29 protein-coding genes and 1 tRNA gene are annotated in these 24,216 nt (G+C 68.7%); 11 read left to right on the top strand and 19 right to left on the bottom strand.

The window, feature by feature from the left end:
- Positions 1-3: 3 nt before the first annotated feature.
- Entirely contained in the window at positions 4-324 is a 321-nt protein-coding gene (locus BN1959_RS11280; protein ID WP_053948750.1) for a hypothetical protein, read from the bottom strand.
- 203 nt (positions 325-527) lie between these two features.
- A complete protein-coding gene (locus tag BN1959_RS11275; RefSeq protein WP_053948749.1) occupies positions 528-3,044 on the bottom strand; it encodes an efflux RND transporter permease subunit in 2,517 nt (838 codons plus the stop codon).
- A gap of 165 nt (positions 3,045-3,209) precedes the next feature.
- Between BN1959_RS11275 and BN1959_RS11270 the strand changes: the two genes are divergently transcribed.
- Positions 3,210-4,151, top strand: a complete 942-nt coding sequence (locus BN1959_RS11270) for an A/G-specific adenine glycosylase (protein ID WP_053948748.1) — start codon at positions 3,210-3,212, stop codon at positions 4,149-4,151.
- Positions 4,152-4,196: 45 nt separating this feature from the next.
- Here the strand turns inward: BN1959_RS11270 and BN1959_RS11265 are convergent, their stop codons facing one another.
- The 5 genes from BN1959_RS11265 to BN1959_RS11245 all read right to left on the bottom strand — a co-directional run bounded on the left by BN1959_RS11265 (position 4,197) and on the right by BN1959_RS11245 (position 8,303).
- Positions 4,197-4,850 (bottom strand): rhomboid family intramembrane serine protease, encoded by a 654-nt coding sequence (locus tag BN1959_RS11265; protein ID WP_053948747.1) that lies wholly within the window; start codon positions 4,848-4,850, stop codon positions 4,197-4,199.
- Between the two features lie 3 nt (positions 4,851-4,853).
- Positions 4,854-5,360, bottom strand: a complete 507-nt coding sequence (locus tag BN1959_RS11260; protein WP_161803748.1) for a hypothetical protein — start codon at positions 5,358-5,360, stop codon at positions 4,854-4,856.
- Between the two features lie 49 nt (positions 5,361-5,409).
- A complete protein-coding gene (locus BN1959_RS11255) occupies positions 5,410-5,841 on the bottom strand; it encodes a hypothetical protein (protein WP_053948745.1) in 432 nt (143 codons plus the stop codon).
- Entirely contained in the window at positions 5,841-7,022 is a 1,182-nt protein-coding gene (locus BN1959_RS11250) for a redox-regulated ATPase YchF (protein WP_053948744.1), read from the bottom strand. The genes BN1959_RS11255 and BN1959_RS11250 overlap by 1 nt, the downstream gene beginning before the upstream one ends.
- Before the next feature lie 396 nt (positions 7,023-7,418).
- Positions 7,419-8,303, bottom strand: a complete 885-nt coding sequence (locus BN1959_RS11245) for a polymer-forming cytoskeletal protein (RefSeq protein ID WP_053948743.1) — start codon at positions 8,301-8,303, stop codon at positions 7,419-7,421.
- Between the two features lie 158 nt (positions 8,304-8,461).
- Between BN1959_RS11245 and BN1959_RS11240 the strand changes: the two genes are divergently transcribed.
- Complete coding sequence (locus BN1959_RS11240; RefSeq protein ID WP_053948742.1) at positions 8,462-8,665, top strand: DUF5800 family protein; 204 nt, start codon at positions 8,462-8,464, stop codon at positions 8,663-8,665.
- A 7-nt stretch (positions 8,666-8,672) separates the two neighbouring features.
- On the opposite strand, the gene BN1959_RS11235 is transcribed toward BN1959_RS11240, so the two are convergent.
- Together BN1959_RS11235 and BN1959_RS11230 are read right to left on the bottom strand one after the other, a co-directional pair.
- On the bottom strand, positions 8,673-8,927 hold the full coding sequence (locus BN1959_RS11235; protein WP_053948741.1) for a hypothetical protein: 255 nt from the start codon (positions 8,925-8,927) through the stop codon (positions 8,673-8,675).
- A gap of 49 nt (positions 8,928-8,976) precedes the next feature.
- Positions 8,977-9,717 (bottom strand): ribonuclease H-like domain-containing protein, encoded by a 741-nt coding sequence (locus BN1959_RS11230; protein ID WP_053949385.1) that lies wholly within the window; start codon positions 9,715-9,717, stop codon positions 8,977-8,979.
- Positions 9,718-9,915: 198 nt separating this feature from the next.
- Here BN1959_RS11230 and BN1959_RS11225 point away from each other — a divergent pair, with 198 nt between their 5' ends.
- The 3 genes from BN1959_RS11225 to BN1959_RS14780 all read left to right on the top strand — a co-directional run bounded on the left by BN1959_RS11225 (position 9,916) and on the right by BN1959_RS14780 (position 10,889).
- Positions 9,916-10,404, top strand: coding sequence for a type II toxin-antitoxin system death-on-curing family toxin (locus BN1959_RS11225; protein WP_053948740.1), 489 nt, complete (start codon positions 9,916-9,918; stop codon positions 10,402-10,404).
- A gap of 24 nt (positions 10,405-10,428) precedes the next feature.
- Entirely contained in the window at positions 10,429-10,569 is a 141-nt protein-coding gene (locus BN1959_RS15080) for a hypothetical protein (protein ID WP_202594677.1), read from the top strand.
- 143 nt (positions 10,570-10,712) lie between these two features.
- Positions 10,713-10,889, top strand: a complete 177-nt coding sequence (locus BN1959_RS14780; RefSeq protein ID WP_154018270.1) for a hypothetical protein — start codon at positions 10,713-10,715, stop codon at positions 10,887-10,889.
- On the opposite strand, the gene BN1959_RS11220 is transcribed toward BN1959_RS14780, so the two are convergent.
- Positions 10,890-11,843, bottom strand: a complete 954-nt coding sequence (locus BN1959_RS11220) for an NAD-dependent epimerase/dehydratase family protein (protein WP_053948739.1) — start codon at positions 11,841-11,843, stop codon at positions 10,890-10,892.
- Positions 11,844-12,022: 179 nt separating this feature from the next.
- On the opposite strand from BN1959_RS11220, the gene BN1959_RS11215 reads away from it, so the two are divergent.
- A complete protein-coding gene (locus BN1959_RS11215; protein WP_053948738.1) occupies positions 12,023-12,556 on the top strand; it encodes an Rrf2 family transcriptional regulator in 534 nt (177 codons plus the stop codon).
- 18 nt (positions 12,557-12,574) lie between these two features.
- Here BN1959_RS11215 and BN1959_RS11210 read toward each other — a convergent pair whose 3' ends face one another.
- Positions 12,575-13,354: an MBL fold metallo-hydrolase gene (locus tag BN1959_RS11210; protein ID WP_053948737.1), complete on the bottom strand. Its 780-nt coding sequence runs from the start codon at positions 13,352-13,354 to the stop codon at positions 12,575-12,577.
- Between the two features lie 530 nt (positions 13,355-13,884).
- Positions 13,885-15,600 carry an ATP-dependent DNA ligase LigA gene (gene ligA / locus BN1959_RS11205; RefSeq protein WP_053948736.1) on the bottom strand — a complete coding sequence of 572 codons (1,716 nt, stop codon included), beginning with the start codon at positions 15,598-15,600 and terminating at the stop codon, positions 13,885-13,887.
- A 96-nt stretch (positions 15,601-15,696) separates the two neighbouring features.
- Here ligA and BN1959_RS11200 point away from each other — a divergent pair, with 96 nt between their 5' ends.
- Entirely contained in the window at positions 15,697-17,232 is a 1,536-nt protein-coding gene (locus BN1959_RS11200) for a hypothetical protein (RefSeq protein WP_053948735.1), read from the top strand.
- 132 nt (positions 17,233-17,364) lie between these two features.
- Here the strand turns inward: BN1959_RS11200 and psmB are convergent, their stop codons facing one another.
- Together psmB and BN1959_RS15075 are read right to left on the bottom strand one after the other, a co-directional pair.
- Positions 17,365-18,090 carry an archaeal proteasome endopeptidase complex subunit beta gene (gene psmB, locus BN1959_RS11195; RefSeq protein ID WP_053948734.1) on the bottom strand — a complete coding sequence of 242 codons (726 nt, stop codon included), beginning with the start codon at positions 18,088-18,090 and terminating at the stop codon, positions 17,365-17,367.
- A gap of 116 nt (positions 18,091-18,206) precedes the next feature.
- Positions 18,207-18,374 (bottom strand): hypothetical protein, encoded by a 168-nt coding sequence (locus tag BN1959_RS15075; RefSeq protein ID WP_202594676.1) that lies wholly within the window; start codon positions 18,372-18,374, stop codon positions 18,207-18,209.
- A gap of 254 nt (positions 18,375-18,628) precedes the next feature.
- Between BN1959_RS15075 and BN1959_RS11190 the strand changes: the two genes are divergently transcribed.
- A complete protein-coding gene (locus BN1959_RS11190) occupies positions 18,629-19,078 on the top strand; it encodes a DUF5799 family protein (RefSeq protein WP_053948733.1) in 450 nt (149 codons plus the stop codon).
- A gap of 19 nt (positions 19,079-19,097) precedes the next feature.
- Here BN1959_RS11190 and BN1959_RS11185 read toward each other — a convergent pair whose 3' ends face one another.
- Positions 19,098-19,310, bottom strand: a complete 213-nt coding sequence (locus BN1959_RS11185) for a hypothetical protein (protein ID WP_053948732.1) — start codon at positions 19,308-19,310, stop codon at positions 19,098-19,100.
- 81 nt (positions 19,311-19,391) lie between these two features.
- Between BN1959_RS11185 and BN1959_RS11180 the strand changes: the two genes are divergently transcribed.
- Both BN1959_RS11180 and BN1959_RS11175 read left to right on the top strand, forming a co-directional pair.
- A complete protein-coding gene (locus BN1959_RS11180; protein ID WP_053948731.1) occupies positions 19,392-19,679 on the top strand; it encodes a DUF5779 family protein in 288 nt (95 codons plus the stop codon).
- A gap of 108 nt (positions 19,680-19,787) precedes the next feature.
- Positions 19,788-20,267, top strand: a complete 480-nt coding sequence (locus tag BN1959_RS11175; protein ID WP_053948730.1) for an SRPBCC family protein — start codon at positions 19,788-19,790, stop codon at positions 20,265-20,267.
- Between the two features lie 7 nt (positions 20,268-20,274).
- On the opposite strand, the gene BN1959_RS11170 is transcribed toward BN1959_RS11175, so the two are convergent.
- Both BN1959_RS11170 and BN1959_RS11165 read right to left on the bottom strand, forming a co-directional pair.
- Positions 20,275-20,787: a carotenoid biosynthesis protein gene (locus BN1959_RS11170; RefSeq protein ID WP_202594675.1), complete on the bottom strand. Its 513-nt coding sequence runs from the start codon at positions 20,785-20,787 to the stop codon at positions 20,275-20,277.
- Positions 20,780-21,667, bottom strand: a complete 888-nt coding sequence (locus BN1959_RS11165) for a DMT family transporter (protein WP_053949383.1) — start codon at positions 21,665-21,667, stop codon at positions 20,780-20,782. The genes BN1959_RS11170 and BN1959_RS11165 overlap by 8 nt, the downstream gene beginning before the upstream one ends.
- A 204-nt stretch (positions 21,668-21,871) precedes the next feature.
- On the opposite strand from BN1959_RS11165, the gene BN1959_RS11160 reads away from it, so the two are divergent.
- Positions 21,872-21,945: transfer RNA gene (locus tag BN1959_RS11160), tRNA-Tyr, on the top strand.
- Between the two features lie 200 nt (positions 21,946-22,145).
- Here BN1959_RS11160 and BN1959_RS11155 read toward each other — a convergent pair.
- Together BN1959_RS11155 and BN1959_RS11150 are read right to left on the bottom strand one after the other, a co-directional pair.
- Positions 22,146-23,309, bottom strand: coding sequence for a CaiB/BaiF CoA transferase family protein (locus BN1959_RS11155; protein WP_053948729.1), 1,164 nt, complete (start codon positions 23,307-23,309; stop codon positions 22,146-22,148).
- Positions 23,310-23,409: 100 nt separating this feature from the next.
- On the bottom strand, positions 23,410-24,171 hold the full coding sequence (locus tag BN1959_RS11150) for a hypothetical protein (protein WP_053948728.1): 762 nt from the start codon (positions 24,169-24,171) through the stop codon (positions 23,410-23,412).
- Positions 24,172-24,216 lie beyond the last annotated feature (45 nt).

Here is a 24,216-nt window from a genome sequence, read left to right as displayed (position 1 = left end):
GAGTTACATGTTGTACCGCCGATCGTCGTCGCGCTCGGGGTACTGATTCCCGCCGGTCATCTCCTCGTAGGTCGCGCCCGCGAGGTACTCGTCGTAGGTCACGTCGTAGCCGGTCCGCAGGTGGAAGTCGAGGTCGCCGCTGCTGACGGCCTGCTGGAACAGCGCGTGGATTCCCCGGCGGAGGAGTTCGTCGGTGTCCGTCCCCATCGCCGCCGACAGCATCGCGAGTTCGTTCCGGGTCTCCGGGTCGAGGTCGACGGTCGTCTCCTCGCCCAGTGCGGCGTAGTTCGCGGTCACGTTCTCGTCGAGGTCGTCGAGGCTCATGCCTGACGGTTTGGCGGGAGGGGAATACGGCTTGTGGCTCGCCCGCCGGCGGTGATCAGCCGGCGCGGGATGACTCGCACGCCGGCACGCCGTCAGCCGGCGCGGGATGACTCGCACGCCGGCACGCCGTCAGCCGGCGCGGGATGACTCGCACACCGGCACGCCGTCAGCCGGCGTGAGATGGCTCGCCCGGGGGGATGCGGTCAGTCCTGTGGGATCTCGCCCGGGCTCGGTATGGTCGTGACGCTCGCGGGGACGTAGCGGTCCCAGAGCACCAGTAGGCTCGGCAGGACGAGGACGCTCACTGCGAACGCTGTCGTCATGGCGACGACGACAATCGCCCCGAAGCTCTGGAGTTGGGGGTGGGGAACGAGCGCGATGGTGGCGAACGCGCCCGCCGAGGTGAGCGTGCTGCCCAGCAGCGCACCGCCGGTCCCGGTGACGGCGGCCTTGAGCGCCTCGAACGTGCCCGCGCCGGCGCGGCGTTCGTCGGCGAACCGGTCGCCGACGTGGATGTTGTAGTCGACGCCCAGCCCGATCACCAGGCTCATCAGCAGCGCAGTCAGCAGCGTCAGCGGGATCGAGAGGACGGCCATCCCACCGATGACGAGCCCGAGCACCAGCGCGATCGGAACCGAGACGACCAGTCCGAGCGTGGCGCTGCCGTGCATGTACTCGAACACGGCGGCCAGCGTCAGTGCAATGGCCGCGAGCGCGAGCACCATCGTCGTGAGGATCCCGCCGACGACTTCGCCGAGCACTGCGTCGTTGACGGCGAGGTTCCCGACGACGGTCGCGGTCCGATCGTCGCCGTCGGCCATGCGGTCGGCGCCCTCGGCGAGCTCCGGGACGACGCTGCTAGCCTCCGCGTAGTCGGCGTCGAGTGACAGGGTCACGAGCAGGGACTCGTACTCGCCGCCGTCCCGCTCGACGACGCTGCTCGCGACCTCACTGTCCGCGGCGTAGAACGCGTCGTACACCCGTTCGAGGTTCCGGTCCGGCACGCCGTCGCCGTCCGTGTCGGCGTCGTCGAGGACGGCCGCGAACGAGTCGTTCCGCGCAGCGACGGCGTGCATCGCCGTCACGGGTGAGCGGACCCCCCCGCCGTCTGTGCGATCGACCAGCAGCCCTTGCCCGTCGATCTCGTCGACGCCGCGCCGGAGATCGTCGAGCGTGTCGTCGCTCGTGACCTCCCCCTCTATCAGGATCGCCTCCTGTGTGGCCGTCTCGGCGCTGGCGGGCTGGTACACCTCGTCGACGTGTTGGCTCCGTTCGGGGACGGGATGGGGATTCCAGCCGATCGGGTCCGGCAGCTCCTGTTTCCACTCCGCGACCACGCCGTCGTTCTGCTGGTAGCTCTCCTCGTCGAGGTCCGCCCACGCGACGCCGCCGGCGCTCCCGACGACGAGCGCGAGGACCAGCACGGCCGGCGCGCCGCGTCGCGCGAGCGTAACTGCCTTCGCGAGGGCCGGCCGGAGGTAGCGACCGTGGCCGAGCGGCCGCTTGTGGCGGTCGATCCCGGCGCGTTCGAGCAGCCCGTCGACTTCGATCTTGAGCGCGGGGACGACCGTGAGGAAGATCAGCAGCGCCGAGACCACGCCCAGCGTGATCGACACGCCGAGGTTACGGATCAGCGGTAGGGGGTTCGAGAGGTTCGCGAGGAAGCCGATCGCCGCGGTGACCGTGACGAGCACCAGCGCCGTGGCGACGAGGCTCACGCCGCGGCGCATCGGTGCCCGAATCCCTTCGTCCTCGCCGCGCTGCTCGCGGTAGCGATTGAACACGTGGAAGCCGTAGTCGATGCTCAGCCCGGCGACCAGTACCACCGGGATGATGCTGGTGGCGCCGGCGGCGACGCCGAGCCAGCCCAGCAGGCCGAACATCCACACAACCGAGAGGGCAACGCCGACCATACCGACGACCACGTCGACGAGGTCGCGGTACGCGAACCCGAGCACGACGAGGATGAACGCCAGCGCCGCCGGCACCACGAGCTCGACCATCTCCCCGAAGAAGTGGCTACTCGCGTCGCTCCACGCCGCCGAGTTCACGACGAAGAAGCCGGCGGCGGAGCGCTCGTTCGCGCTGTGGTACAGCGCTGCGGTCGCGTTGTCGACGGTGCCGTTTCCGGCGTCGGCGTCGAGCGCGACGAGCAGCCGGCGGTCGGCCGCGGTCGTCTCGTTCCGCCCGTGATCGGCGGGTAGGTAGCGTAAGGCCCGCGGATCGTTCGACAGCGTCCGATCGACCAGCCGTTCGACCTCGCCGCGCGTCGCGCCCTCGAGCGCCCGGATCTGCTCGTCGAGCGAGGCGTTCGGGCTGCCGGCCGCGCGCTTCCCGACGAGGTTCGAGAGGCCCGTAACGCCGTCCTCGTGGAGGGCGGCGTCGACCGTCTCGTTCTCGCGTATCGTCCGTTGGTAGCGTAGCCCGGCGAGCAGGGACCCCTTCGAGAGGACGTTGCCGTCGTCGTCCCGGACGTACACGGCCTCGAAGGTACGGTCCGGCCCGTCGTCCGACCCGCCGAACTGGCTCTGTGCGTACTGTGCCTTCTGCACGCGCTCGACATCGTCGAACGCGTCGGCGTCGGCGCCGGCCTGACTCCCCGTGTCGAGCTGGGGGATCCCGGCGACCACCAGCCCCGAGAGGAGGATCATCACCAGCAACGTGAGCCGAGTGTGTCGCGTGACGAAACCGATCGCGTCCGACAGTGTATCTCGTGACATCGTTCGCTGTGAGAGACGCTCCGAACGCAGCCAGCTTATAAACGGATCCAGGACTGTCGAGTCGGAGTCTGGGCGGAAGAGTTAAATATCGAAACCGTCCCCACCACGGACGACTTACGCCCCGCGACCGCGCCGTTTTAGCGACGCCGCGCCCCACCTTCGCGTATGACCGACGCCGACGGCGGCACGAGCGCCGCCGACGCCCCCTTCCCCCCGGATCTGGATCTCGACGCCGTCCGCGAGGCGCTGATCGAGTGGTACGAGGACGACCACCGGCCGTTCCCGTGGCGCCAGACCGACGACCCCTACGAGATCCACGTCAGCGAGGTGATGAGCCAGCAGACCCAACTGGACCGGATCATCTCCGCGTGGGAGGAGTTCCGCGACCGCTGGCCGACCGTCGACGCCCTCGCCGACGCCGACCGGAGCGAGGTGGTGGCGTTCTGGACCGATCACTCGCTGGGGTACAACAACCGCGCGAAGTATCTCCACGAGGCCGCCAATCAGGTCGTCGAGGCGTACGGCGGCGAGTACCCCGAGTCGCCCGACGAGCTCGAGGAGCTGATGGGGGTCGGCCCCTACACTGCCAACGCCGTCGCGTCGTTCGCGTTCAACAACGGGAACGCGGTCGTGGACACGAACGTCGAACGAGTCACCTACCGCGCGTTCGACGTGCCGGACGACGACGCGGCGTTCGAGGCGGCCGCGGCCGAACTCATGCCCGACGGCGAGTCACGCGTCTGGAACAACGCGATCATGGAACTCGGCGGCGTCGCCTGTACGAAATCGCCCAGCTGCGACGAGGCGCGCTGCCCGTGGCGGCGGTGGTGTCACGCCTACGAGACCGGAGACTTCACCGCACCGGACGTGCCAGAGCAACCGAGCTTCGAGGGGAGTCGGCGACAGTTCCGGGGGCGGATCGTCCGCGTGCTGGGCGAGCACGACGCGGTCGCCGTCGACGATCTCGGCCACCGAATCCGGGTAGACTACACGCCCGACGGCGAGCACGGCCGGGAGTGGCTGGAGGGGATTCTCGACGACTTGGCCGACGACGGGCTGGTCGCCGTCGAGACGGAGGACGGCGAGCGCGTCGCACGGCTTCGGTAGCTGGGGATCGGTGAAGGTCGGCGGGTCGCCTTTTCGTCCGCCCGATCACGCTCTCTCCCGCCCCATCTCGACCAACGCGTAGCCGGCGCCGAGGAGCATCCCCGTCACGTGGGCGACCCCCGAGCTCTCGGGAACGACTGTCGACGCGCCGACGAAGTCGTTCAGCAGTTGGAGGGCGACGATCGCGACCGCGCCCGAGATTAGCCCGCGGCGCACCGCCGGCGTCTCGAACGGGCCGCGACCCCGTGCCAGCGCCACGGCGGCGAACGCGGCGGTGGCCTGGGCCGCGCCGCTGGCTCCGACGATCCCGCCGCTGACGCCCGTGAGGACGTACTGGGCGACCTGTGCCAGTATCCCGGCGACGCCGGTCGCGGCGAGGAAGGCGGCGTAGCGTCGCGCGCCGAGCGCGTGCTCGGCGATCGTCCCCCAGATCACGAGAAAGAGGAGGTTCGCGGCGAGGTGGTTCAGATCGGCGTGACTGAGCACCGCGAGCAGCCAGCCCGGTGAGGGCGACGCTCGTGCGACGAACCACGCGCCGAAGCGGTCCGCGCCGAGCGCGGCGGCGAGCCACGGGGCGAGCGCGTGCCAGCAGACCAGCACCGTGACGGCACCCCCCGTCACTGGGCTGCCGCCGAACCACACCTGCAGGTCCGCGGCGACCCGACGGGACGGGCGCTCCGAGTCGGGGTCGCGGGCCATGACCTACTCGTCGTCTGTAGGCTTCGGTGCCATCAGTCCTTGTTCCGTGAACAGCTCCTTCCCGCGTTCGTAGGCGCCGAAGCCGTAGAGCCGTGAGGGGCAGAGCACGTACCGCCGTTTCACCCCACCCTCCGAGCGGTAGCGGATCACGAACCGCGGCCGGGTCAAAAGCGGGAGGCCGTACTCCGGCTCGACGCTCTCGACGGCGTCGTACTTGATGCTGATCTCCTTCTCGGGCCGCCCGCCGCGGAGCCGCGACCAGACGAGCCACGCGAGCAGCAGCCCCGCGCCGGCGCCGGAGAGCCACACGGGCAGCGTCCGGACCGCCAGCGCGACCCCGACGACGACCGCGAGGCCGAACAGCGCGACGCCCGCGCGGCGAACCGGGGGGATCTCCTCGTCGGTCAGCGCGTCGCGGAGCGTCCCCAGCGGGCTCCGCTCGCCGACCCGGATGCGGAGGCCGTCCTCCGCGACGATACAGCGGCCGTCCTTCGTGCGGAACTCGCCCACCACTGTGTGGTCGGTGGGAGAACGGCGGAATAGCGTTTTTGGGTCGCGCTCACTCCTCGGCCACTGCCCGACACCGCTCGACCCACTCGGTCCGGAACGTCTCGTCGCTCACCACTCGCCCGACGAGATTCGCCGGCCGGCGAACACCCTCGTCGACACACCAGCCGAGACACTCCCTGTAGATCCCCATCGAGAGCTCTTCCCTGTCGGGATCGCGGACGACCGGCACCGTCTCAGTGCCCGAGAGCACCGCCGCGAGTGCGCGCGTGTGGCCGTCCGCGAGCACGACCCGGCCCGGCTCGACCGTTCCGGGGTCGAGTCCGAAGTCCTCGACGGGCTCCAGATACGGCAGCGGTTCGGGATCGGGGTCGTCGGCGTTCCACCAGTCGAGCACGCCCTCGAGCTTCGCGGCGCTCACGAGCAGTTGGCTGGGATGGAGGTCGGCGAGCGATCGCTGTTCGATTTCTTCACTTCCGTCCATCAGGACGCGGTGGAGACGATCTTGATCACGTCGCCCTCCTCGAGCTCGTGATCCTCGCCGATGCGCCGGCCCGCGCGGGCGTCGACGGCGTGGACGTACCCGTCGCCGATGTCGGAGTGGACGGCGTAGGCGAGGTCCTTCGGCGTCGACCCGTCGGGCAGCAGGAACGCGTCGGGGAGCACGTTCCCGGTGCCGTCGGTCCACTTCGATTCGTTCTGGACGGGATAGGCGGTGAATCGATCGAGCAGGCCGTACACCGCCTCGTTCAGGGACTGCTGGACGCCGGTGCCGCCGTGCTCGGCCATCGTCTCCCGGATCGTCTCGAGGCCCCGTTCCTGCGTCTCGCTCACGTCGCCGACGATCTCGAAGTCCTCGTCGCCGGGGTCGTAGTCGAGGATCCCCGCCTCGGCGCCGTTCCGGAGCGCGAGCTCGCCGTCGGCGGTGCAGGGGACGACCGGCTTGTCCGTCTCCCGCAGCGCCTCGACGTTCTCCTCGGGCGCGATGTCGATCTTGTTCGCGACGAGGACGATCGGCTTCGTGCGGGCTCGCAGATCGCGGGCGAGCGTCTCGCGGTGGTCGTCAGTCCAGTCCCGGGGGTTGTCGGGGTACGCCATCCCGCGGAGCGTGGCGGTTACGTCGTACTCGTCGGCCCCGAAGCCAGTCAGGAGATCGTGGAGTGCCTCGTCGATATCGAAGTCCGGCGAGCGGGACTTGCGCTCGACGGATTCCCAGTTGCGGTCGACGATGCCCGTGAGCCAGCGATCCATCTCCTCCTCGATGAACGTGGCCTCCTCCGTGGGGTCGTACGTGCCGACCTCGACGGGTTCGCCCTCCTCGTCGGTCGCGCCGGCGGCGTCGACGACGTTGAGGATCACGTCGGCGTCGGTCAGCGCGTCGAGGAACTGGTTCCCGAGCCCGCGGCCCTCGTGGGCGCCGGGGACGAGCCCCGCCACGTCGAGCAGTTCGACCGGGACGTAGCGTTTGCCGTCCCGGCAGTTGTCGCTGTCACAGCGCTCGTCGCGGTCGAGACAGGGGCACTCGGTGCGGACGTGGCTGACGCCCCGGTTCGGGTCGATCGTGGTGAACGGGTAGTTGCCGACGTCGACGTCGGCCATCGTGGCGGCCTTGAAGAACGTGGACTTGCCGGCGTTGGGTTTGCCGGCGAGTGCGACCGAGAGCATTTAGTTGCGGGTTGGTTCTGTGGACGGAGAGAACTGCCTTTCGGTCGATACCGGGGATTCTGAGTTTCGACGACTTTCTCGACGGGGGAACGCTGTCGGCGCGAAGCGGCCGCGACCTCGTGTCGCGGCTCAGCGCGAGGGATGAGCGAGTGAGCGGAGCGAACGAGCGAATCGGCTGGGGAGGTCTGTGGGCCATGCGGTCGGGGGGGACTGAAAGGGGCTGGTCGCTCGGGGAAGCACGACGACGCAAGCACTGAGGGAGCGTAGCGACCGAAGCGCGCAGCGAGTCGCGCGACCCGAGCGGGCAGGGGCTTTCACGGTATTGCTGGCCCTGTAGTCTGGACGAGCAACTCAGAGCGATAACCAAACAGAAGCAGTAGCAACCATACCGCAAACTCAGAAATCCGGCGTCTGCTCCTGCGGATCCTCCGGTGCCGCCGAGTCGTCGGACTGCACAAGCTGGATCTCGCCGTCGGCGCGCATCGTCCCCTCGACGTTCGCGCGCTCGTGGACCCGCAGGTCGCCACAGGAGACGTCGCCGCGGACGTTCGCGCCGGCGTCGATCGTGACCCGGCCGTCGCGGGTGCTCACGTCGCCGTGGATCACGGTCCCGGTGTGTAGGTGCACGTCGCCGCGGGCACGGACGCTGCCGAACAGCTCCGAGTGCTCGCCGATCGTCACCTCCGTCGCGCGGATGTTCCCGTGGAGCCGGCAGTCCGAGCCGATCGTCGCGGGCGTCGAGACGCGCCACGCGTCGTCGGAGACCGACGAGCCCCGCGGGATCACCAGCGGCGCCTGCTCGGCCTCGCCGCCGTCGGCCAGCGCGTACGCCAGATCGTCGGCGGCCTCCTCCTCGCCCAGCCGGAGTAGCTGGGAGAGCACGATGAAGTAGAACACCAGCGTCGGCATCGGGTTCCGGATCGTGATCCAGCCGTTGGCCTCGAACCCCTCCTCGATCTCCACGTCGTCGCCGATGTCCAGATCGCCCGACACCATCAGCTGGCCGCCGATCCGGGCGCGTTCCCCCAAGTACGCGTCATCGCCGACGAGCACGTCGCCGTCCACGTCGGTCCACATGTCCAGCCGACAGTCGTTCTCGGCATCGATGTGGCCGCCGAAGCTGCTCCGTTCGCCGGCCGCGACCGAGCGACCGCGGACCCCGAACTCGACGGTCGACTGGCCACCGACCAGCACGTCACCGTCGGTGACGAGGTCGTGCTCCTCGACCACGGTGCCGCTGGGGATGGACAGTTCGTCGAGCGGGTCCTGACGGAGCGACATATACGCGAGGAATCGGGTCCCATACTTAAAAGCCTCCGTCAGACATACCTCCACATCCCGACAGGATCCGCGGCCGTCCGGCCGTGTTCGGTGGTGACGCCGCCGGCGCTCGCCCCGGAAGCGTGAGGTTAACCCCCGGCGGCGTCCTACGTCGGCGCATGACCGCACTTTCGTTCGACGAGGAGGGCGTCGACGTCGTCTACGAGGGCACCGAGTTCCGACTGGAGAAGCCGCTGATCGAGGAGGCGACCGAGAAGTCCTACCCCGACGTGACCGACCACGAGGTGCTCAAGATCGTCGAGGAGGACCCCACCATCTCTGGGGAGCCCCGCCGAGTCGGCGACATCGTGCAGTCGATCTGACGCCCGATCAGCTCAGCCCGTACTCGTCGTGGTCGTCCTCCAACCCGTCGGCCTCCGCGACGAGGTAGCCCATCAGGTCCTGCGCGCTCTCCGCGACGGTTTCGAGGTCGTCGTCCGACCGCCCGGTCACCGACACCGACAGTTCCCGCAGCCCCAGATCCACTCGCGGGACGGTGCCGTCCTCCCCGGACGCATCGGCCGAACGCCGGCGGGCCTCCCCGCCGGACGCGTCGCTGCTCTCGTCGCCGCCGTTCTCTCCCATACCCGCGGGACTCTGTCCGGCAGTACAAAAGTTTCCGGGAGCCGCCGGCTCAGCTGTCCACGAAGGTCCGGCGATCCAGCCGCTCGGTCGCCTCGTCGGCCAGCGTCCGCAGATTGACGGCGTCCTCGCGGTTGTAGGAGATCAGCGTCTCCAGCGAGCCGTCCTCGCCGCGCTCGTACTCCTTCCAGAGCCGGACCGCGTCTCGGCCGGAAATGTCCGGGCGATCGCGTTCGATCCCGATCTCCTGCTCGATCGGCTTGAGCCCGCCCGAGAGCCCGAGCTGCTTGCAGGTGTACATCAGGTCGAGGTGGGGCGTGTCCACGTCGAGGCCGAACGAGGTCTCGAGGAACGGCACGTCGAAGCGCTTGCCGTTGAACGTCACCAGCAGGTCGGCGTCCGCGAACTGCCCGCGGACGTTCTCGGCGGTGAGGTCGTCGCCGTTGACGAGCGTCGTCGTCTCGCCGTCGCAGTGGAACGAGACGGTGGTGACTTCGTTCCGATCGTGGTCGAGCCCGGTCGTCTCGATGTCGAAGAAGCAGGCCGACTCCCGGAAGTTCTCGTAGAGCCGCCAGCGCTCGCCGGAGGGGAACGCTTGGTCGAAGAAGGCAGCGTCGCCGGCGTCGAGGCGCGGGCGGGCCTCGTCGATGAACGACTCGACGCGCTCGCCGGTCTTGACGCCGACCGCGCTCGGGTGGAAGTCGTCCCAGTGGGTGATGTCGTCTTCCCAGAGTCGGCGTTCGGTCGTCTCGCCGACGCCGCGAACCGGGATGAAGGAGTTCTCGATACCGATGTTCGTACGTTGTTTAGACATGGTGAGTTGGGAAGATTGGGGGGTTGGAGAGGCTCCGTGGATCGTTCATCGACGGCTATGTCAAACGCGGAGAAAAGCCTGCGGGTTGTCCGGGTCGGTGAGGACTGCCTGAACGCTCCGCCATGGCCGGGCGTCAACGACAACAGTTTCCTCCCCCCGCTGTCCATCCTGAACTGAATGGTGGACCCGCTGTGGTACCCCTCGGTCGGGGATGTCGTCGACATCCACGAGGACATCGTCTCGGAGTACCCCGAGACCGATGGAGGGGTTCGAAACCAGGGAGACATCGAGTTCGCCCTCGGCTACGTCGAGAGCGGGAGCTTCGGTGAAGCGCCGGATGGAATCCACGAGAAGGCGTTCCACCTGCTCCGACTGCTCGTCGCCAATCACCCGTTCGTCGACGCGAACAAGCGAACGGCGCTGAACACGACGAGCGTCTTCTACTTCCTCAACGGCTACCGGTTTACTTACGACCACGAAATCCGCTCGTTCCTCAAGCAGTTCGCCGTCGACGAGGCGGCTGTCGACGAGTCGGCGGCCATCGAGTACCTCCAGTCACATACTGAACAACTGGATCTCGCCGCCGAGATCGAGAACTGGCGTGAGGACCTCGTTCAGTTCGGCGTCGACGAACTCACGGGCAGTCGGGACGACCCGAACGATTAACCGCGTACGTGCGTTACATCAGCTATGGCGACGGAAGAAGGAGTCGAGTCGGAGTCCCCGTTGGACGAGGTGATGGCGGACATCAGGCAGGAGCTCGTCCGCCGGGTCGCGGCCGCCGACCGCGACGAGAACCGCGACGTCTACGACGCCCTCGAAGACGAGTAGCCACTGCCCCGGCAGTTCGCCGGGCTGAGGACGAAGGAGTTCTCGACGCGCATGCCCGGAGTGGATCGGTTCTCGGGTATAAACTCGGCACTCCGTGGGGGAAGACGAAAGAACGAGGTAGGGACCACGGGAAGCCGTGAGCCGTGAATCAGACAGTTTACCGACTCGGACTGTTGACGCTCCTCCTCGGCGGTTTCGTCTCACTCGGCGCGGCTACTGCCGGCGGCGGGGTCGGCCTCCTGTTGCTCGCCCTCGGGTACCTCTTCGGGCTGATCGGCGTGCTCCAACCCGACTCTTCGGGGCTGGCGGGCAGCGAGTAGCTACTCCCGCACGCGCTCCCGTTCGCTCTCGCCGTCCTCGCGTTCCTTGTACGGCTCACACACACGGCTCAGACCTTCCTCGAAGCTGATCTCGGGCTCCCAGCCCGTGGCCTGCTTGAACTTCCCGGCATCGGCGTGGGTGTGGTAGACGTAGTTCTCCAGCGGCACCGGCTCGTAGACGGGGTCCACGTCGGTCCCCAACTCCTCGTTGATCATGCCGACCATCTCGTTGAACGTGTAGGGATCGCCGACGCCGAGGTTGTACACGCCGTCGAGCTCGTTCTCGGCGGCGAGCTCCAGCCCGCGGACGATGTCCTCGACGTGGGTGAAATCGCGGGTCTGCGTGCCGTCGCCCCAGAGCACCGGCGACTCGCCGTCGGCGATCGCGTCGGCGAACTGCGCGATCGTGTTGGCGTACTCCCCCTTGTGTTCCTCGTTGCCGCCGTACCCCTGGTAGACGGAGAAGAAGCGCATCCCCGCGAGCGTGAGGTCGTGGAAGTCGGAGTAGTACTCCGCGTAGCGCTCCCGGCCCATCATCGACGCGTCGTACCCCGTCGCGGCTTCGACGTCCATCTCCTCGTTGCAGGGCTCCTGCTGACTGCCGTAGATCGAGGAGGTGGAGGCGTAGACGAACGTCTCGCAGCCGTCGTCCATCGCCTGCTCGACGACGTTGACGAACCCCTCGATGTTGACGCGGGCGCCCTGCCGGGGGTTCTCCTCCAGCATCTGTCGGGAGGATAGCGCCGCGAGGTGGAACACCACGTCCACGTCGGTCGGGAGGTCGTCGTCGAGCACGTCCGCCTCCGCGAAGATCACGTCGTCAGCGAGGTTCTCGGGGGTCCCGAGGTAGCAGTTGTCCAGCGCGATCACCTCGTTGTCGGTCGCGAGATAGTTCGAGAGGTTCGAGCCGATGAACCCCGCGCCGCCGGTGACGAGCACGCGCTTGCCGTTCATGTGCGGGCCTCCACCCGGCGGCGGCAAAGGCCTGTCGTTCGGCGATACGAACATCCGTCCGGTGTACCTCGATATTTTGAACGGATACTCCAGTTTTTCGCGGCTCGATGCCAGACTTATTCCGATACTTCGGGAGTCGGCCGTAGGTTTATGTACTCTGGCAGAAAATTAGTCAACAAATGTCTTCGATCGAGCTCACGGCCAGCCAGCGTACGATCCTCAGGGCGCTCGTCAATCTCCACGGTGAACAGGAGTCCGCAGTCAAGGGGGAGACGATCGCCGAGGAGGTGGGCCGCAACCCCGGAACGATCCGGAACCAGATGCAGAGCCTCAAGGCGCTCCAGTTGGTCGAGGGCGTCCCCGGCCCGAAGGGCGGCTACAAGCCGACGACCAACGCGTTCGATGCACTCGACGTGCAGCAGCTGGACGAGCCGGCGTCGGTGCCGCTGGTCCACGAGGGCGAGGAGCTAACCGGCGTCAACGTCGAGGAGATCCGCCTCACTAGCGTCCACAACCCCGACCTCTGCCGGGCGGAACTCCACCTGCGCGGCTCGGTCAAGCAGTTCCACGAGGGCGACGACGTGCGCGCGGGTCCGACCCCGCTGTCGGCGCTGGTCGTCGAGGGCACCGTCGACGGGAAGGACACGACCGCGAACGTCGTCATCCTCGAGATCGAGTCGATGGCGGCGCCGTCAGGGGAAGCCGCGCACTGACCGACGCGACGGTCCGCTTCACCCCTCCCGTTCGTCTAACACCACCGGGATGCCCCGTTTCGCGACGTCCTTTACGAACTCCCCCGAGTCCGCCTGCAGGATCTCGATCGTGTTGTAGTGGACCGGCAGCACCAGATCCGGCTCCATGCGCTCGGCGAGGTCGGCCGACTCCGCGGCGCTGCTGACGACGGTGCCGGCGATGTTCGCGAGGAACAGCGAGACCGAGAGCTCCGCGAACGCGTCCAGCGCGTCGCTGTCGCCCGGCCAGAACACCGACGTGCCGCCGATCGCGAGCCGGTAGCCGACGCCGAACCCCTTCGGATGGCTGACGTTCCCGTCCTCGTCGGCCCGGGGGCCGTCGGGCTCGTTGTACGCCGGGACGGACCAGACATCGGCGCCGCCGTCGACGCCCTCGACCGCGAGGTGGTCCTCCTCGCCGATCCGGACGACCTCGCCCGGGAGTTCGGAGACGGGATCGACGTCGCGGTCGATCCCCGCCGGGTCGACGGCCTCGTAGACGACGACGGTGGTGTCCTCGTTCGCGACGCGGCGGATCCCGTCGGCGTCGTAGTGGTGGTCGTGGGTGATGCAGACCAGATTAGCGTCCTCGGGGCGGTAGTCGGTCGCCCGCGGGTGGGCGGCGTCCTTGGGGTTGCCGCCGCCGACGGGGGTCCAGTCGCCCGTGAGCACGCCGTAGCGGCCGGGGTCGAGGTAGGCGACGAAGCCGCCCGGCGTCTCGATGCGCGTGGTCGCGTAGCCGAGCCACGTGACGGCGAGGCCGTCGTGGTGGACAGTCATGCTCGACGGTGGGGTCGGGGGGTTCTTAGGGGTTGGTGGAGCGGTATTCGGCGTGGTTTTTCGAACAGCTACTGACGGGAGTTGCTACGACAGCAGTTCGATCGTTGGCAACTGAGACAGCAACCGCGACGGCGACAGCAGTTCGAATGTTGGAACCTTGCGACTGCAGTGCGCCGGGCACGAGGCCCGGCGCAGCGCCAAGTCCCCACCCCTCCCCGCGGCCTCGCGACCGGTGCGAGGCCGCGGCGTCCACCGCTCCGCCACCGCACCGCAGCCAGCAGTGGCGCGAAGCGCACGCGGCCTCGTGCGGCGTGTCAGCGCGAGGTCCTCGCGAGTGAACCGAGCGAGGGCACGTGAGAGCTTGCTCTCTCGGAGGACGAGGGAGCGACGAAGGAGCGACCGAATCGGTTGGGGAGGGCTGTGGGCTGTGCGGGGCGGTGCGGTCACAAGGTGCCAACGATCGACATGCTGTCGCCGTTGCAGTAGCTAACGAGTCGACAGACTGTCGAAACAAACCCTCTTCAAACCGATCAGTCGTTGGCCAACCGCTCTACACGCTCCACAGTATCCGCATCTCCCGGCGACTTATCCTCCCGAACCCCCACGAACCGCGGGAACCGCAGCGCGTAGCCGGCGCCGTAGGTCGGCGACGCCTGAATCTCCTCGTACCCCACCTCGAACACGACCTCGGCCCGGAACTCGACGGTCTGGCCGTCCTCGCTGACGACGTGGGGTTCGAGCAGGTCGGTGAGCTCGGCGAGCTTCTCGTCGGTGATCCCCGTCGCCACCTTCCCGACCGTCTCGTAGCCGTCGTCGGCCCCCACCGCGAGCAGGAACGTCCCGAACTCGTTGGCGCGGCGCCCCTCGCCCCACTCCGCGCCGACGACGACGCAGTCCAGCGTCTCCACGTCGGGCTTGCGCTTGAGCCAGTCCTGCCCGCGGTCGCCGGGAGTGTACGCCGAGTCGGGCCGTTTGAGCATGATCCCCTCGTGACCCGCCGAAAGTGCGCCCTGCTCGAACGCCTCGATCTCGTCGGCGTCGTCGCTGTAGAGCACCTCGCTGGCGGCCTCGGGCAGGAGTTCCGAGAGCCGGTCGTGGCGCTCCCGGAACGGCCGGTCGAGGAGATCAGTCTCCTCGGTTCCTTCCCGACCGTCGAGCAGGCAGTCGAACGCGTGGAGTTCGAGTTCGACCGCCTCGCGCATCTGCTCGACGTCGTGCTTCCGGCGGAACCGCCGGAGCACCTCCTGGAACGGCAGCGGGCCGCCGTCGTCGTCGACCGCGACGACCTCGCCGTCGAGGATCGCCGGCGCCGTCAGTCGCTCCTCCGCGTACTCCCGGATCTCCGGGAGCGCGTCGGTGACCTCCGAGGTGTTCCGCGAGTAGAGCCGGACCGTCGGGTCCTCGGGCGTCGGCTCGCGGTTGGCCTCGGGCGGCGCGATCCCCTCCGGATGGTGGTGGAGCTGGACGCGAGCGCCGTCGAACTTGATCTCCGCGGCGACTTCGTCCCACGACTCCAGCGCGCCGGTGACGGTGCCGGCCTGGGCGAGCATCGACTGCACGGGCCGGCCGACAGTGAGGCTCATCTCGGCGAGCCCGTCGTCGCCCTCATCGCGGGCGATCCGGGCGACTCGACCGTAGTCGTTGCTCACTTGGAGCGCGTCGGCGACCAGCCCCGGGTCGACCTCGAACGCTTCTGCGATCGCGTCACGGACGGTGCCCTCGCCGACACCCAGCCGCATCTCCCCCAGCACGAGCCGGGCGAGGTAGCGCGCCTCCGCGTCGCTCACTCGCGAGAACAGGCCGAACAGCGTCGCGAGCTTGGTGTCCTCGCTGCCTTCCCCCTCGGCGGCGGCGACCTCCCGGAGCGCCTCGTCGACCTCGGCCAGCGTGGGGCCGTCGCCGCCCGCGTCGCCGCTCGCGAACGCACCGAGCCCCTGTTGGCCGCCGAGGTTCAGCCCCGCTGCGACGGCGCCGATCTCGCCTTCGTCGGCCAGTCGCTCCTCGACGTCGTCGGCGGTGACGTTCGTGCCGGCAGCTTTCGCGAGCGCCTCGTAGCAGAGCGCGGGCCCCACGTCGAGCGTACGGGCGTCCCAGCCCGGGAACACCCGGCCCTGGAGGAAGCGCGCGACGGTCTCGATCTCGCTGCCGGCGTCCCGGAGCAGATCCGCGACCAGCGAGCCGGTCTCGAGGTCGGCGGGCTCGGCCTCCAGTTCGGCGGCGCGGTCGGCGAAGGCGGCGAACTGCATCTGACTGGGGTAGGACCAACCCCCAAAAAAGGCCCCCGATGCGGCGCCGGCCGTCGGCCCACGGGTTCTTCCCTGTCCGTACACACAGCCACGGGCATGGATCAGACGCTCGCCGATCGCGTCAGGGAGCTGCAGTCGGTCGACCCAGACGCGTTCGCCCAGCAGGCCGCCCAGGACGCGGAAGTCGTGAAGTCGCTGCTCCGCGAGGGGGCGTTCGACAACCACCGCTCGGTGGTGGGGATGGAGTACGAGTTCTACGCCGCCGCCGACGGCCGGTGGGCCGAGAACGACGCGACCGACGGCACGCTGATGCGGGTGCCCCGGCGGCTGTTCGACCTGATCGACTTCGAGAAGGAGCTCGGGCTGCACAACGCCGAGATGACCACCAGCCCGCAGCCGTTCAACAGCTACGGGATGGCCGCACAGTCCGCCGAGATCCGCTCACACCTCCAGAACGCCCGGGACTGCACCAAGGCCGAAGGGATGCGGCTGGTCAGCGACGGGATCTGGACGATCCCGCCCGCGGGCGAGACCGCTCGGGAGTATCTCACCGACAGCGTCGTCGACGACGGCGTCCGGATCGCGGTCAACATGAGCGACGCCGTGCGCTACCACGCGATGTCCAACACCGACGCGATCGATCCGCCGATGACCGTCGACGCGCCCAACGTCGACCTCGAAGCCGACACGGTGATGCCCGAGAGCCTGATCACGTCGATCCAGCCCCACTACCAGATGAGCCGGGCGGCCGACCTCCCCCGACACCACACGTACGCGCTGCGGATCGCCGGCCCGCTCCTCGCACTCGGCGTGAACGCGCCGTTCTTCCCGCCGGACATCTACGAGGACGGCGTCGACGCCGAGACGATCCTCGACGAGGCGTACATGGAACACCGCATCGCCGTGTTCGAGTCGGTGCTCAACACCGATGACGCGGAGAAGGTCGCGTTCCCGGCGGATCTGGACACCGTCGAGGAGGCGGTCGACCGCATCGCGGGCGACGACGTGGTGGTGCCGATCCCGACCGACGACGACGGCGAGCGCTTCGACGACCAGTTCCCGACGTTCCGGGCGAAACACGGCACGTACTGGCGCTGGGTCCGGCCGGTGTTCGGCGGCTCGACCCGCTCGGACGCCAACGCCCGCATCGAGTTCCGCCCGCTGCCCGGCCAGCCGACCGTGAAAGATACCGTCTCGTTCCTCGCGGCGTTCGCGGGGCTGATGCAGCAGCTCCCCCGTCACGGCCACCCGGTCGACGAACTGGACTGGGCGACCGCCGAGTCGAACTTCTACGAGGCAGTACGGGAGGGGCTGGACGCCGACCTCCACTGGATCACCGCCGACGGCGAGCGGACGACCGACACCGACGACCTGTACGACGACCTGCTCGCGAACGCGAGTGCGGGGCTGCAGTCGGCGGGTTGCTCGACGGCGGCCGCCGAGGAGTACCTCGCGCCGCTGCGCCACCGCGTCGAGAACCGCGTGACGCCGGCGTCGTGGAAGCTCGACCGCGCGCGCGGCCGGATCGAGGACGGCGAACCGTTCGCCGACGCGGTGCAGGATACCAAACGCGAGTACGTCCACCAGCAGCGGGAGACGCTGCTGCAGGGGGCGTTCGCGGACTGGGCGTAGGACGGCGGCGCGGCTGGTCGGTCGTGGCAGACCGGAGAACGTGAAACGCGAGTGTTTTCGTACAGACACGATCGCGGCATCGGCTCCGAGCAGCGACACGACGGTCGCTGCCGGTCGCGCGCCGCGGTCGGTTTAGAGCAGCTTGTCGATCTCCTTCTCCTTCGTGACCTCGACGCCCTCGTCGGTCACGACGGCGATGTTGATCCCGTTGCCGGAGGCGGTGTCCCGCTCCATCGCGCTCTTGATCGCCTTCGTCGCGACGGTCTTCGCGTCCTCGATACCCATCTCCTCGTCGAACTCCTGTTCGAGCACGCCCAGCGCGAACTGGGAGCCGGAGCCGGAGACGGCGTAGTCCTCCTCGGTGGTGCCGCCCAGCGCGTCGATGGAGTAGACGTGCGCGCCGGTGTCGTCGACGCCGCCGAGGATGGGGGAGACGATGTAGAACGCGCCCGAGCGCAGGAGGTTACCCGTCAGCGTGGAGAGCGCCTGCATCGACATCTGCTTGCTCCGGCGGACCTCGAACAGGTTCGACTCGGCTTTCAGCGTCTCGATCAGCGACTGGGCCGCCGACACCGAGCCGGCGATAGTGAGCGCGCCCGTCGGGTGGATCTGCTCGACCTTCTGGACGTCCTTACTGGAGACCATGTTACCCATGCTGGCACGCATGTCCGTCGCCAGCACGACCGCGTCGCCGGCGTTGATGCCGATCGTGGTCGTCCCGGTCTTCATCCCCTCGTCGGTCCCGGCCTGTGCACGACGCTCGTCGGCGTGGGGGAACTCCCCGAGTTCGGGGCCGAAGACGTCGGACTGGTCGCCGCTCAGCGGGTCGAGCCCTGACTGATCAGCAGGTGTTCGCATTGACGAACGCTAATCGGGGAACGCTGATAAAGCCACCCCTTCGGGGAGAACTCCCCGGTTCCGAAACCCCGACGGCGCCGCTTCGCGGGCGGGCGCTCCGCGAAAAACTCCCCCGACTACTCCGTCGCCTCGTAGGCCGCCTTCGCGCTGTCGACTGCTCGGCCGAGCGGCAGCGGGACGCCAAGTCGGCGGGTGAACAGCGCGACCGGCAGCAGCGCGATCCCGAACAGGACCGTGAGTTGGTAGAGTGCGAACAGTGTGACGCGGCGAATGGTTCGGCTCATCTCCGTGCCCGTTCGGATCGCGTCCCGGTATAAGTACTTGTCGGGCCGCGTTTCGGATATACCTCGACGCTTGCAGGCGTTTCCACTGTGGTTGTTCCGAGCGAAAGCGGAATGGGATATCGGATAAAGACGGGCGATAACGTGTGGGGCTCATGCGGAGTATCGCTGTAAGTTATACAGTCGGTCGGTCCATGCTGCGCGGGGGCAGCGCCGCTTGGGAAACCCTGAAACACACCCTCGGCGTAGAGGGTGGTATGAGCGAGTCAGACTGGACCGACGCCATCGTCGGCGAACGGATGGCGGTCGACCAGCAGTTCGCCGCGGAGGTCCGTGACTCCCCGTTCTCGAACCAGGAGTGGGGGCTGATCATGACGGCGGCGGAGTTCGATATCGTCGACGCCGACGACCCAGAGAACGCCCGGATCGTCCCGAACACGGAGAAGGTGGCCGGGATCATGCCCGAGGTCGAGAAGATGGAACGCGGGATGGGCGCCGGGCCGGGCGGCAGCGCCGACGGCGGTGGCGGCGACGGCGTGTTCTCCTCGGTGAAAGACGCCCTCGGCGTCGGTGGCGGCGGCGACGGCGGCGAGCCCGACCGGACCGAGGAGGCCGAGGCGCTGCTCGAACGCTACGCGGAGGCGCTGCAGGAGCACTTAGTCGAGAAGGGGCGCTGGGAGCAGGTCCGCATCGCGTACCAGGAGTAGGACGCCCCCGACGCCGGCGTTAGCTGTTGGCGATCTCGGCGTCGTCGAGCGGGAAGTCGACGTCGACCTCCTCACGGCTCTCCTCGGTCAGCGTGAGTTCGAGCGCCTGGCCGCAGTCCGGGCAGGGGAGGATGACGTCGATGCGGAGCGACTCGCCGGCACCGCGGATCTCCGTGACGGTGCTGTCGGTGGTCGTGAGGTACTCGCTGTCGAGCTCGTGGGCACAGGCCATACCGGCCCTTGTGCCGCCACCCGTTTCAGTACATCGGCCGTCGCCGACTCTTTTTTAACCGTCTCCCGCCCAACGGCGGGTATGAGCGATTTCGGCCTCGACCTCACCCGCGCTGAGGAGGAGCTCCCCGACGACGACGCGACGGGTGACGTAGTGCTGGGGGTGCTGGACGGCGAAACCGATCCCGACGAGTGGATCGACGCCGTCCGGTCGGGCGACGTGCTCGTCCTCGACGTGGCGGGCGACCTGAACACGCTGGCCGCGGGGTTCGCCCGCGAGATCCGAGCGGAAGGCGGGTCGCTGACCCACTTCCGGGGGTTCCTCGTCGTGACCCCACCCGGGACGGAGATCGACGCAGACAGGCTGTAAGCGCAAGCCCCGCCTCGGTGCGGCCGCGGACGACCGATCGCGACGGTTCTCGGTACTCGACGGCCGGTAGCCCCCGTCGTTATCCCGGCGCCGCCCGTAGTGGGACCCATGCCCACGTACACGCGCCGCACTCGCGTCGATGCCCCGCTCTCGGAAGTCTGGGCGTTTCACTCCCGGGTCGAGGGGTTGGAGTCGCTCACCCCCGGGTTCATGTATCTCGACGTCGGCGAAGTCCGCGGCCCCGGCGGGGAGGCCGACCCCGAGGTGCTGATGCAGGGGAGCGAGATCGAGATGTCGCTGCGCCCGTTCGGCGTCGGGCCGCGCCAGCGCTGGACCTCGATCATCACCGACCGCGAGGAGGGCAACGGCGTGGCGTGGTTCCGCGACGAGATGCGCGGCGGCCCGTTCCCGCGCTGGAAACACACCCACCGTTTCCGCGGGGACGGCGACGGGACGATCATCGAGGACCGCGTCGTCTACCGGCTCCCGCTCGGCGGGCTCGGCCGGGCGCTCGGGCCGCTGGGCGTCGTCGGCTTCGAGCCGATGTTCCGCTACCGCCACCGGCAGACGAAGAAGCTGCTTGAGTAGCTACTTCTCACACCATCGTCGGCAGCAGTGCCGTTACGAACACGACCCCGAGCCAGCCCGCGGCGTTCCACCACGGCACGCCACGGACGCGCGGGCCGGGGAGGACGTCCGCGTACGCCCACGCGCCGTCGCGGACCGCGTTCGGTTCGACCGCGGCGTCGGCGAGCGTCGCCAGCACCGCCGCCAGCCCGGCGACGGCGACCGTGCCCTCGACGGCCAGTGACGCTGCGCGGACCGCGAGGTAGACGACGGCGGGCCACGCGAGCAGGATCGAGACGGGGACGCCGGCGACCTTCGGCCGGAGGTAGTGGGTGAACAGCCCGGCCCGGATCGCGGGCGCCTCGACGGCGAACGCGACCACGATACCGCCGGCGAACAGCGCGACCGTTTCTGAGAGCGGCCACGTCAGCAGCGCGTGCAGCAGTGTCGCGAGGAACAGCACGATCTGGCTGCCGACGTAGCGCCGCGCCGTGTCGTCGTCGATGGGGCGGTCGGCCGCGGAGTGGGCCGAGTCAGTCACGGTTCCGTGCCTCCGCGGTGAGGTAGATCCCCAGCAGGACGACGGCGCCGCCGACGATCGTCGTCGGCGTCGGCACCTCGCCGGGAAGCAAAAGCAACGCGAGCACGGTGCTCCCGACGGGCTCGCCCAGTAAGCTGACCGAGACGACGCCGGACTCGACGTGGGCGAGCGCCCAGTTGATAACGGTGTGGCCGAAGATTCCCGGCCCGACCGCCATCCCGAGGAACAGCAGCCACTCGTGGCGCGGGTAGTCGACGAGCGGGGCGCCCTGTGCGAGGGCGACGACGAGCAGCACGACCGAGCAGGCGACGTACACGACGACGACGTAGGGAACGAGCGAGACGCGCTGCCGGAGCGATCGCCCGGCGAGTACGTAGGCGGCGGCACAGACGGCGCCGACGAGCGCGAGGGCGTTGCCGTACGTGCTCGTGCCCGTGAGCCCGTCCGAACTCCCGATCCCCATCGCCGCCAGCAGCGGGTCGCCTAGCGACATCGTGGCGGCGCCGACCAGCGCGACGGCGATGCCGACGAGCATCCGCCGGGTGAGTCGTTCGTCGAGCAGCGCCCACGCGCCGACGGCGACGAACAGCGGCTGGCTCTGGACCAGCGTCACGCTGGCGGCGACGGAGGTGTGGTTCAGGCTCTCGAACCACGACGCGAAATGCAGCGCGAGCGCGACGCCGGTGAGCCCCGCGACGCCCAGATCCCGGAGCTCGATCGCCCGGAACTCGTGGCGGTAGCGGCCGACTGCCCACGGCAGCAGGAACGCGGTCGTGAACAGCACGCGGTAGAACGCCTTCACGACGCTCGGCGCGCCCGACCAGCGGATCAGGATGGCGCTGGTGCTGACGGCGACGACGGCGACCGCCAGCGCGCCCATCGGCGGGACTCGCTCCTCGACGGCGGCGAGGGACACGCAGAACGCTCCTCTCGCCGGGCGCTTACCCGTTTCGGAGGGAGCAATCCAGTATCGTCCCCGCTCGATACCGTCGTCAGAGGGGCCGTCGTCGTCGGGCGATACTGACTCACGTAGCGAGGCCAAGAGACAATCCTTAAGTCCGAACCCGGACCTACGTGGAAGTGCCCGCCCTTAGCTCAGACTGGTAGAGCAGCCGACTGTAGATCGGCTTGCCCCCCGTTCAAATCGGGGAGGGCGGACTGAACTTCAACACCCGTGAGCGATAGCGAACGGTGTTGAATGTGAGGGAGAACCGATCCGATTCGAGCACGGAAGTCGCAGCCGAGCGCAGCGAGGTCGTCTTCCGGCGTTCCAATCGGGGAGGGCGGACTTTCTCCTCACGACGATCAGATTGACGAGCGCTGTGTGTGTCGTCGAGACCGACGGTTCGAGCGCCGCACTAAATGACGTCCCGCTCGCGGAGCGCCTCGATCGTCGCCTCGTCGACGCCGACCGACTCGAGCACCTCCCTCGTGTGTTCGCCCATCTCCGGCAGTCCGGAATCGGGCCCGTGCCGGCGCTCCGGCGTCGCTTTCGCGGGGAAACCGACCCGTGGGACGCCGTCGTCCTCGACGATGCCGCGACTCCTGATGTGGGGGTCGGCGATCGCCTCTTTCGGCGTCCGGACCGGCGCGAACATCACGTCCAACTCGCCCAGTTCCTCCTCCCACTCCGCCTGCGTCTTCGACCGGAACGTCGTCGCGAGGGTGTCCCGGACCGCTTCCCGGACGGCGTCGTCCTCGGCGTGGTGGTTCTCGATCAGTTCGGGGTGGTCCACCGCCGCACAGAGGTTCCGCCAGAACTTCGGCTCGAGCGCGGCGATCGAGACGTATCGATCGTCCGCGGTCCGGTAGAGGTCGTAACAGGGGAGCTTCCCGGTCAGTTCGGTCTCCCGCGGGCGCGGGTCGTCCCCGGCGAAGGCCGCCGACGCCACCGGCTGTGCGAACGACAGGATCGTGTCGGTCATCGAGACGTCGACGAAGCTCCCCGATCGGTTGCCGAGCGAGCGGCTGAGAAGCGCGCTCACGACGCTGAACGCGGCGAAGAGGCCGCCGGCCATGTCCCCGATTGGGTAGCCCGGAATTGCGGGCTTCCCGTCGGCCTGCTCCCGCGTCATATCGACCAGCCCGGCGACGCTCGCGTAGTTGAGGTCGTGCCCGACTCGATCACGGTACGGCCCATCCTGTCCGTATCCCGAGAGCGAACAGTAGACGATCTCCGGATTGTGCTCGCGGACCGACTCGTAGTCGATACCGAGTTCCTCGGCGACGCCCGGCCGGAACTGCTCGATCACGACGTCGGCGTCCGCGACCAGTTCGTCGAAGAGTTCGTGCCCGTCGTCGTCCTCGAGGTCGAGCGTGACGCTCCGCTTCCCCTCGTTGACCGCAGTGAAGATCGTTCCGACGCCCTCCGGCGTCTTCGGCGCCATGGACCGCGCGTAGTCGCCGACCCCCGGCTCCTCGACTTTGACGACGTCGGCGTTCATGTCCGCGAGGAGCTGTGTCGCGTACGGGCCCGGTAGCAGCCGCGTCAGGTCGAGAACGCGAACCCCCGTGAGATCCATACGCCGTCTCCACCGCGAACACGCTTAAAAAGTGGTCCCGCGGGGGGTCTCCTTTCACCGTCTCCCGGCCGATCGCCGGTCTCGGCGACAGGCCGACCGCTTACGAATCCGGATCGGCCCACGGATCGTCGGCGTCCGTGGGCGCCAGTGCGCGCTCGATGTCGGCCTCGTCGAACTCCGTCGAAGACAGCACCATCGCGAGGCGCTGCCAGCGGGCGCTGAGGTCGCCCTCGCCCTCTGGGCCCACGCGGGCGCCGTGGGTCTTGAAGAACTCCGTGCCGCGGTCGCGGCGCGAGCCCTCGCCGGTGTGGCCGTCGAACACCGCGTCGAATCGACCGTTCGGTTCGAGATCGCTGACGGGGAAGTCGTGGCTCGGCTCCTCCCCGCGCTTGCGGGCCTCGGCGCGGCGCTCTGCGACGGTGCCGAAGTACTCGTCGGCGTTAGCGGCCTCGCGGGAGGACTGCGCGCGGGCACACGCGAGCGCCGCGTGCACAGCACAGAGGCGGCCCCGCCACTCGTCGGGCTCCCAGCGGTCGGTCGCCAGTTCCTCGTAGCGTGCCACTTGGGTCGCGACGTCCTGCCCGGCCCGGAGGTCCTCGACGACGTAGAGGTTCAGGCGCTCCCAGAGGTTCCAGCCGAACCCCGAGCGTGCGAGCTCCCACGCGGCCCACGCCGCGATCTCCTCGTCGGAGCGCCGGACCGCCTTCTGGAGCAGGCTGGAGACGACGTACCGGCTGAAGCCGCCGTCGGTCTCGTCGGGGTCTTTCTCCTCGCCGAAGTCGTCCTCGCCGGTCGCCTCCGGGGGCCGGTCGGTCTCCAGCGAGCCGTCGCTGCCGAACGTCGCCTGTCGCTCGTCGCCCATGTGCCCGTCGCCGGCGGCCGGCGCCTAAACGCTCTCGGTCCGTTG

Source organism: Halolamina sediminis (genome assembly GCF_001282785.1).
GTDB lineage: Archaea > Halobacteriota > Halobacteria > Halobacteriales > Haloferacaceae > Halolamina > Halolamina sediminis.
This window is presented reverse-complemented; position numbering and strand designations above follow the sequence as displayed.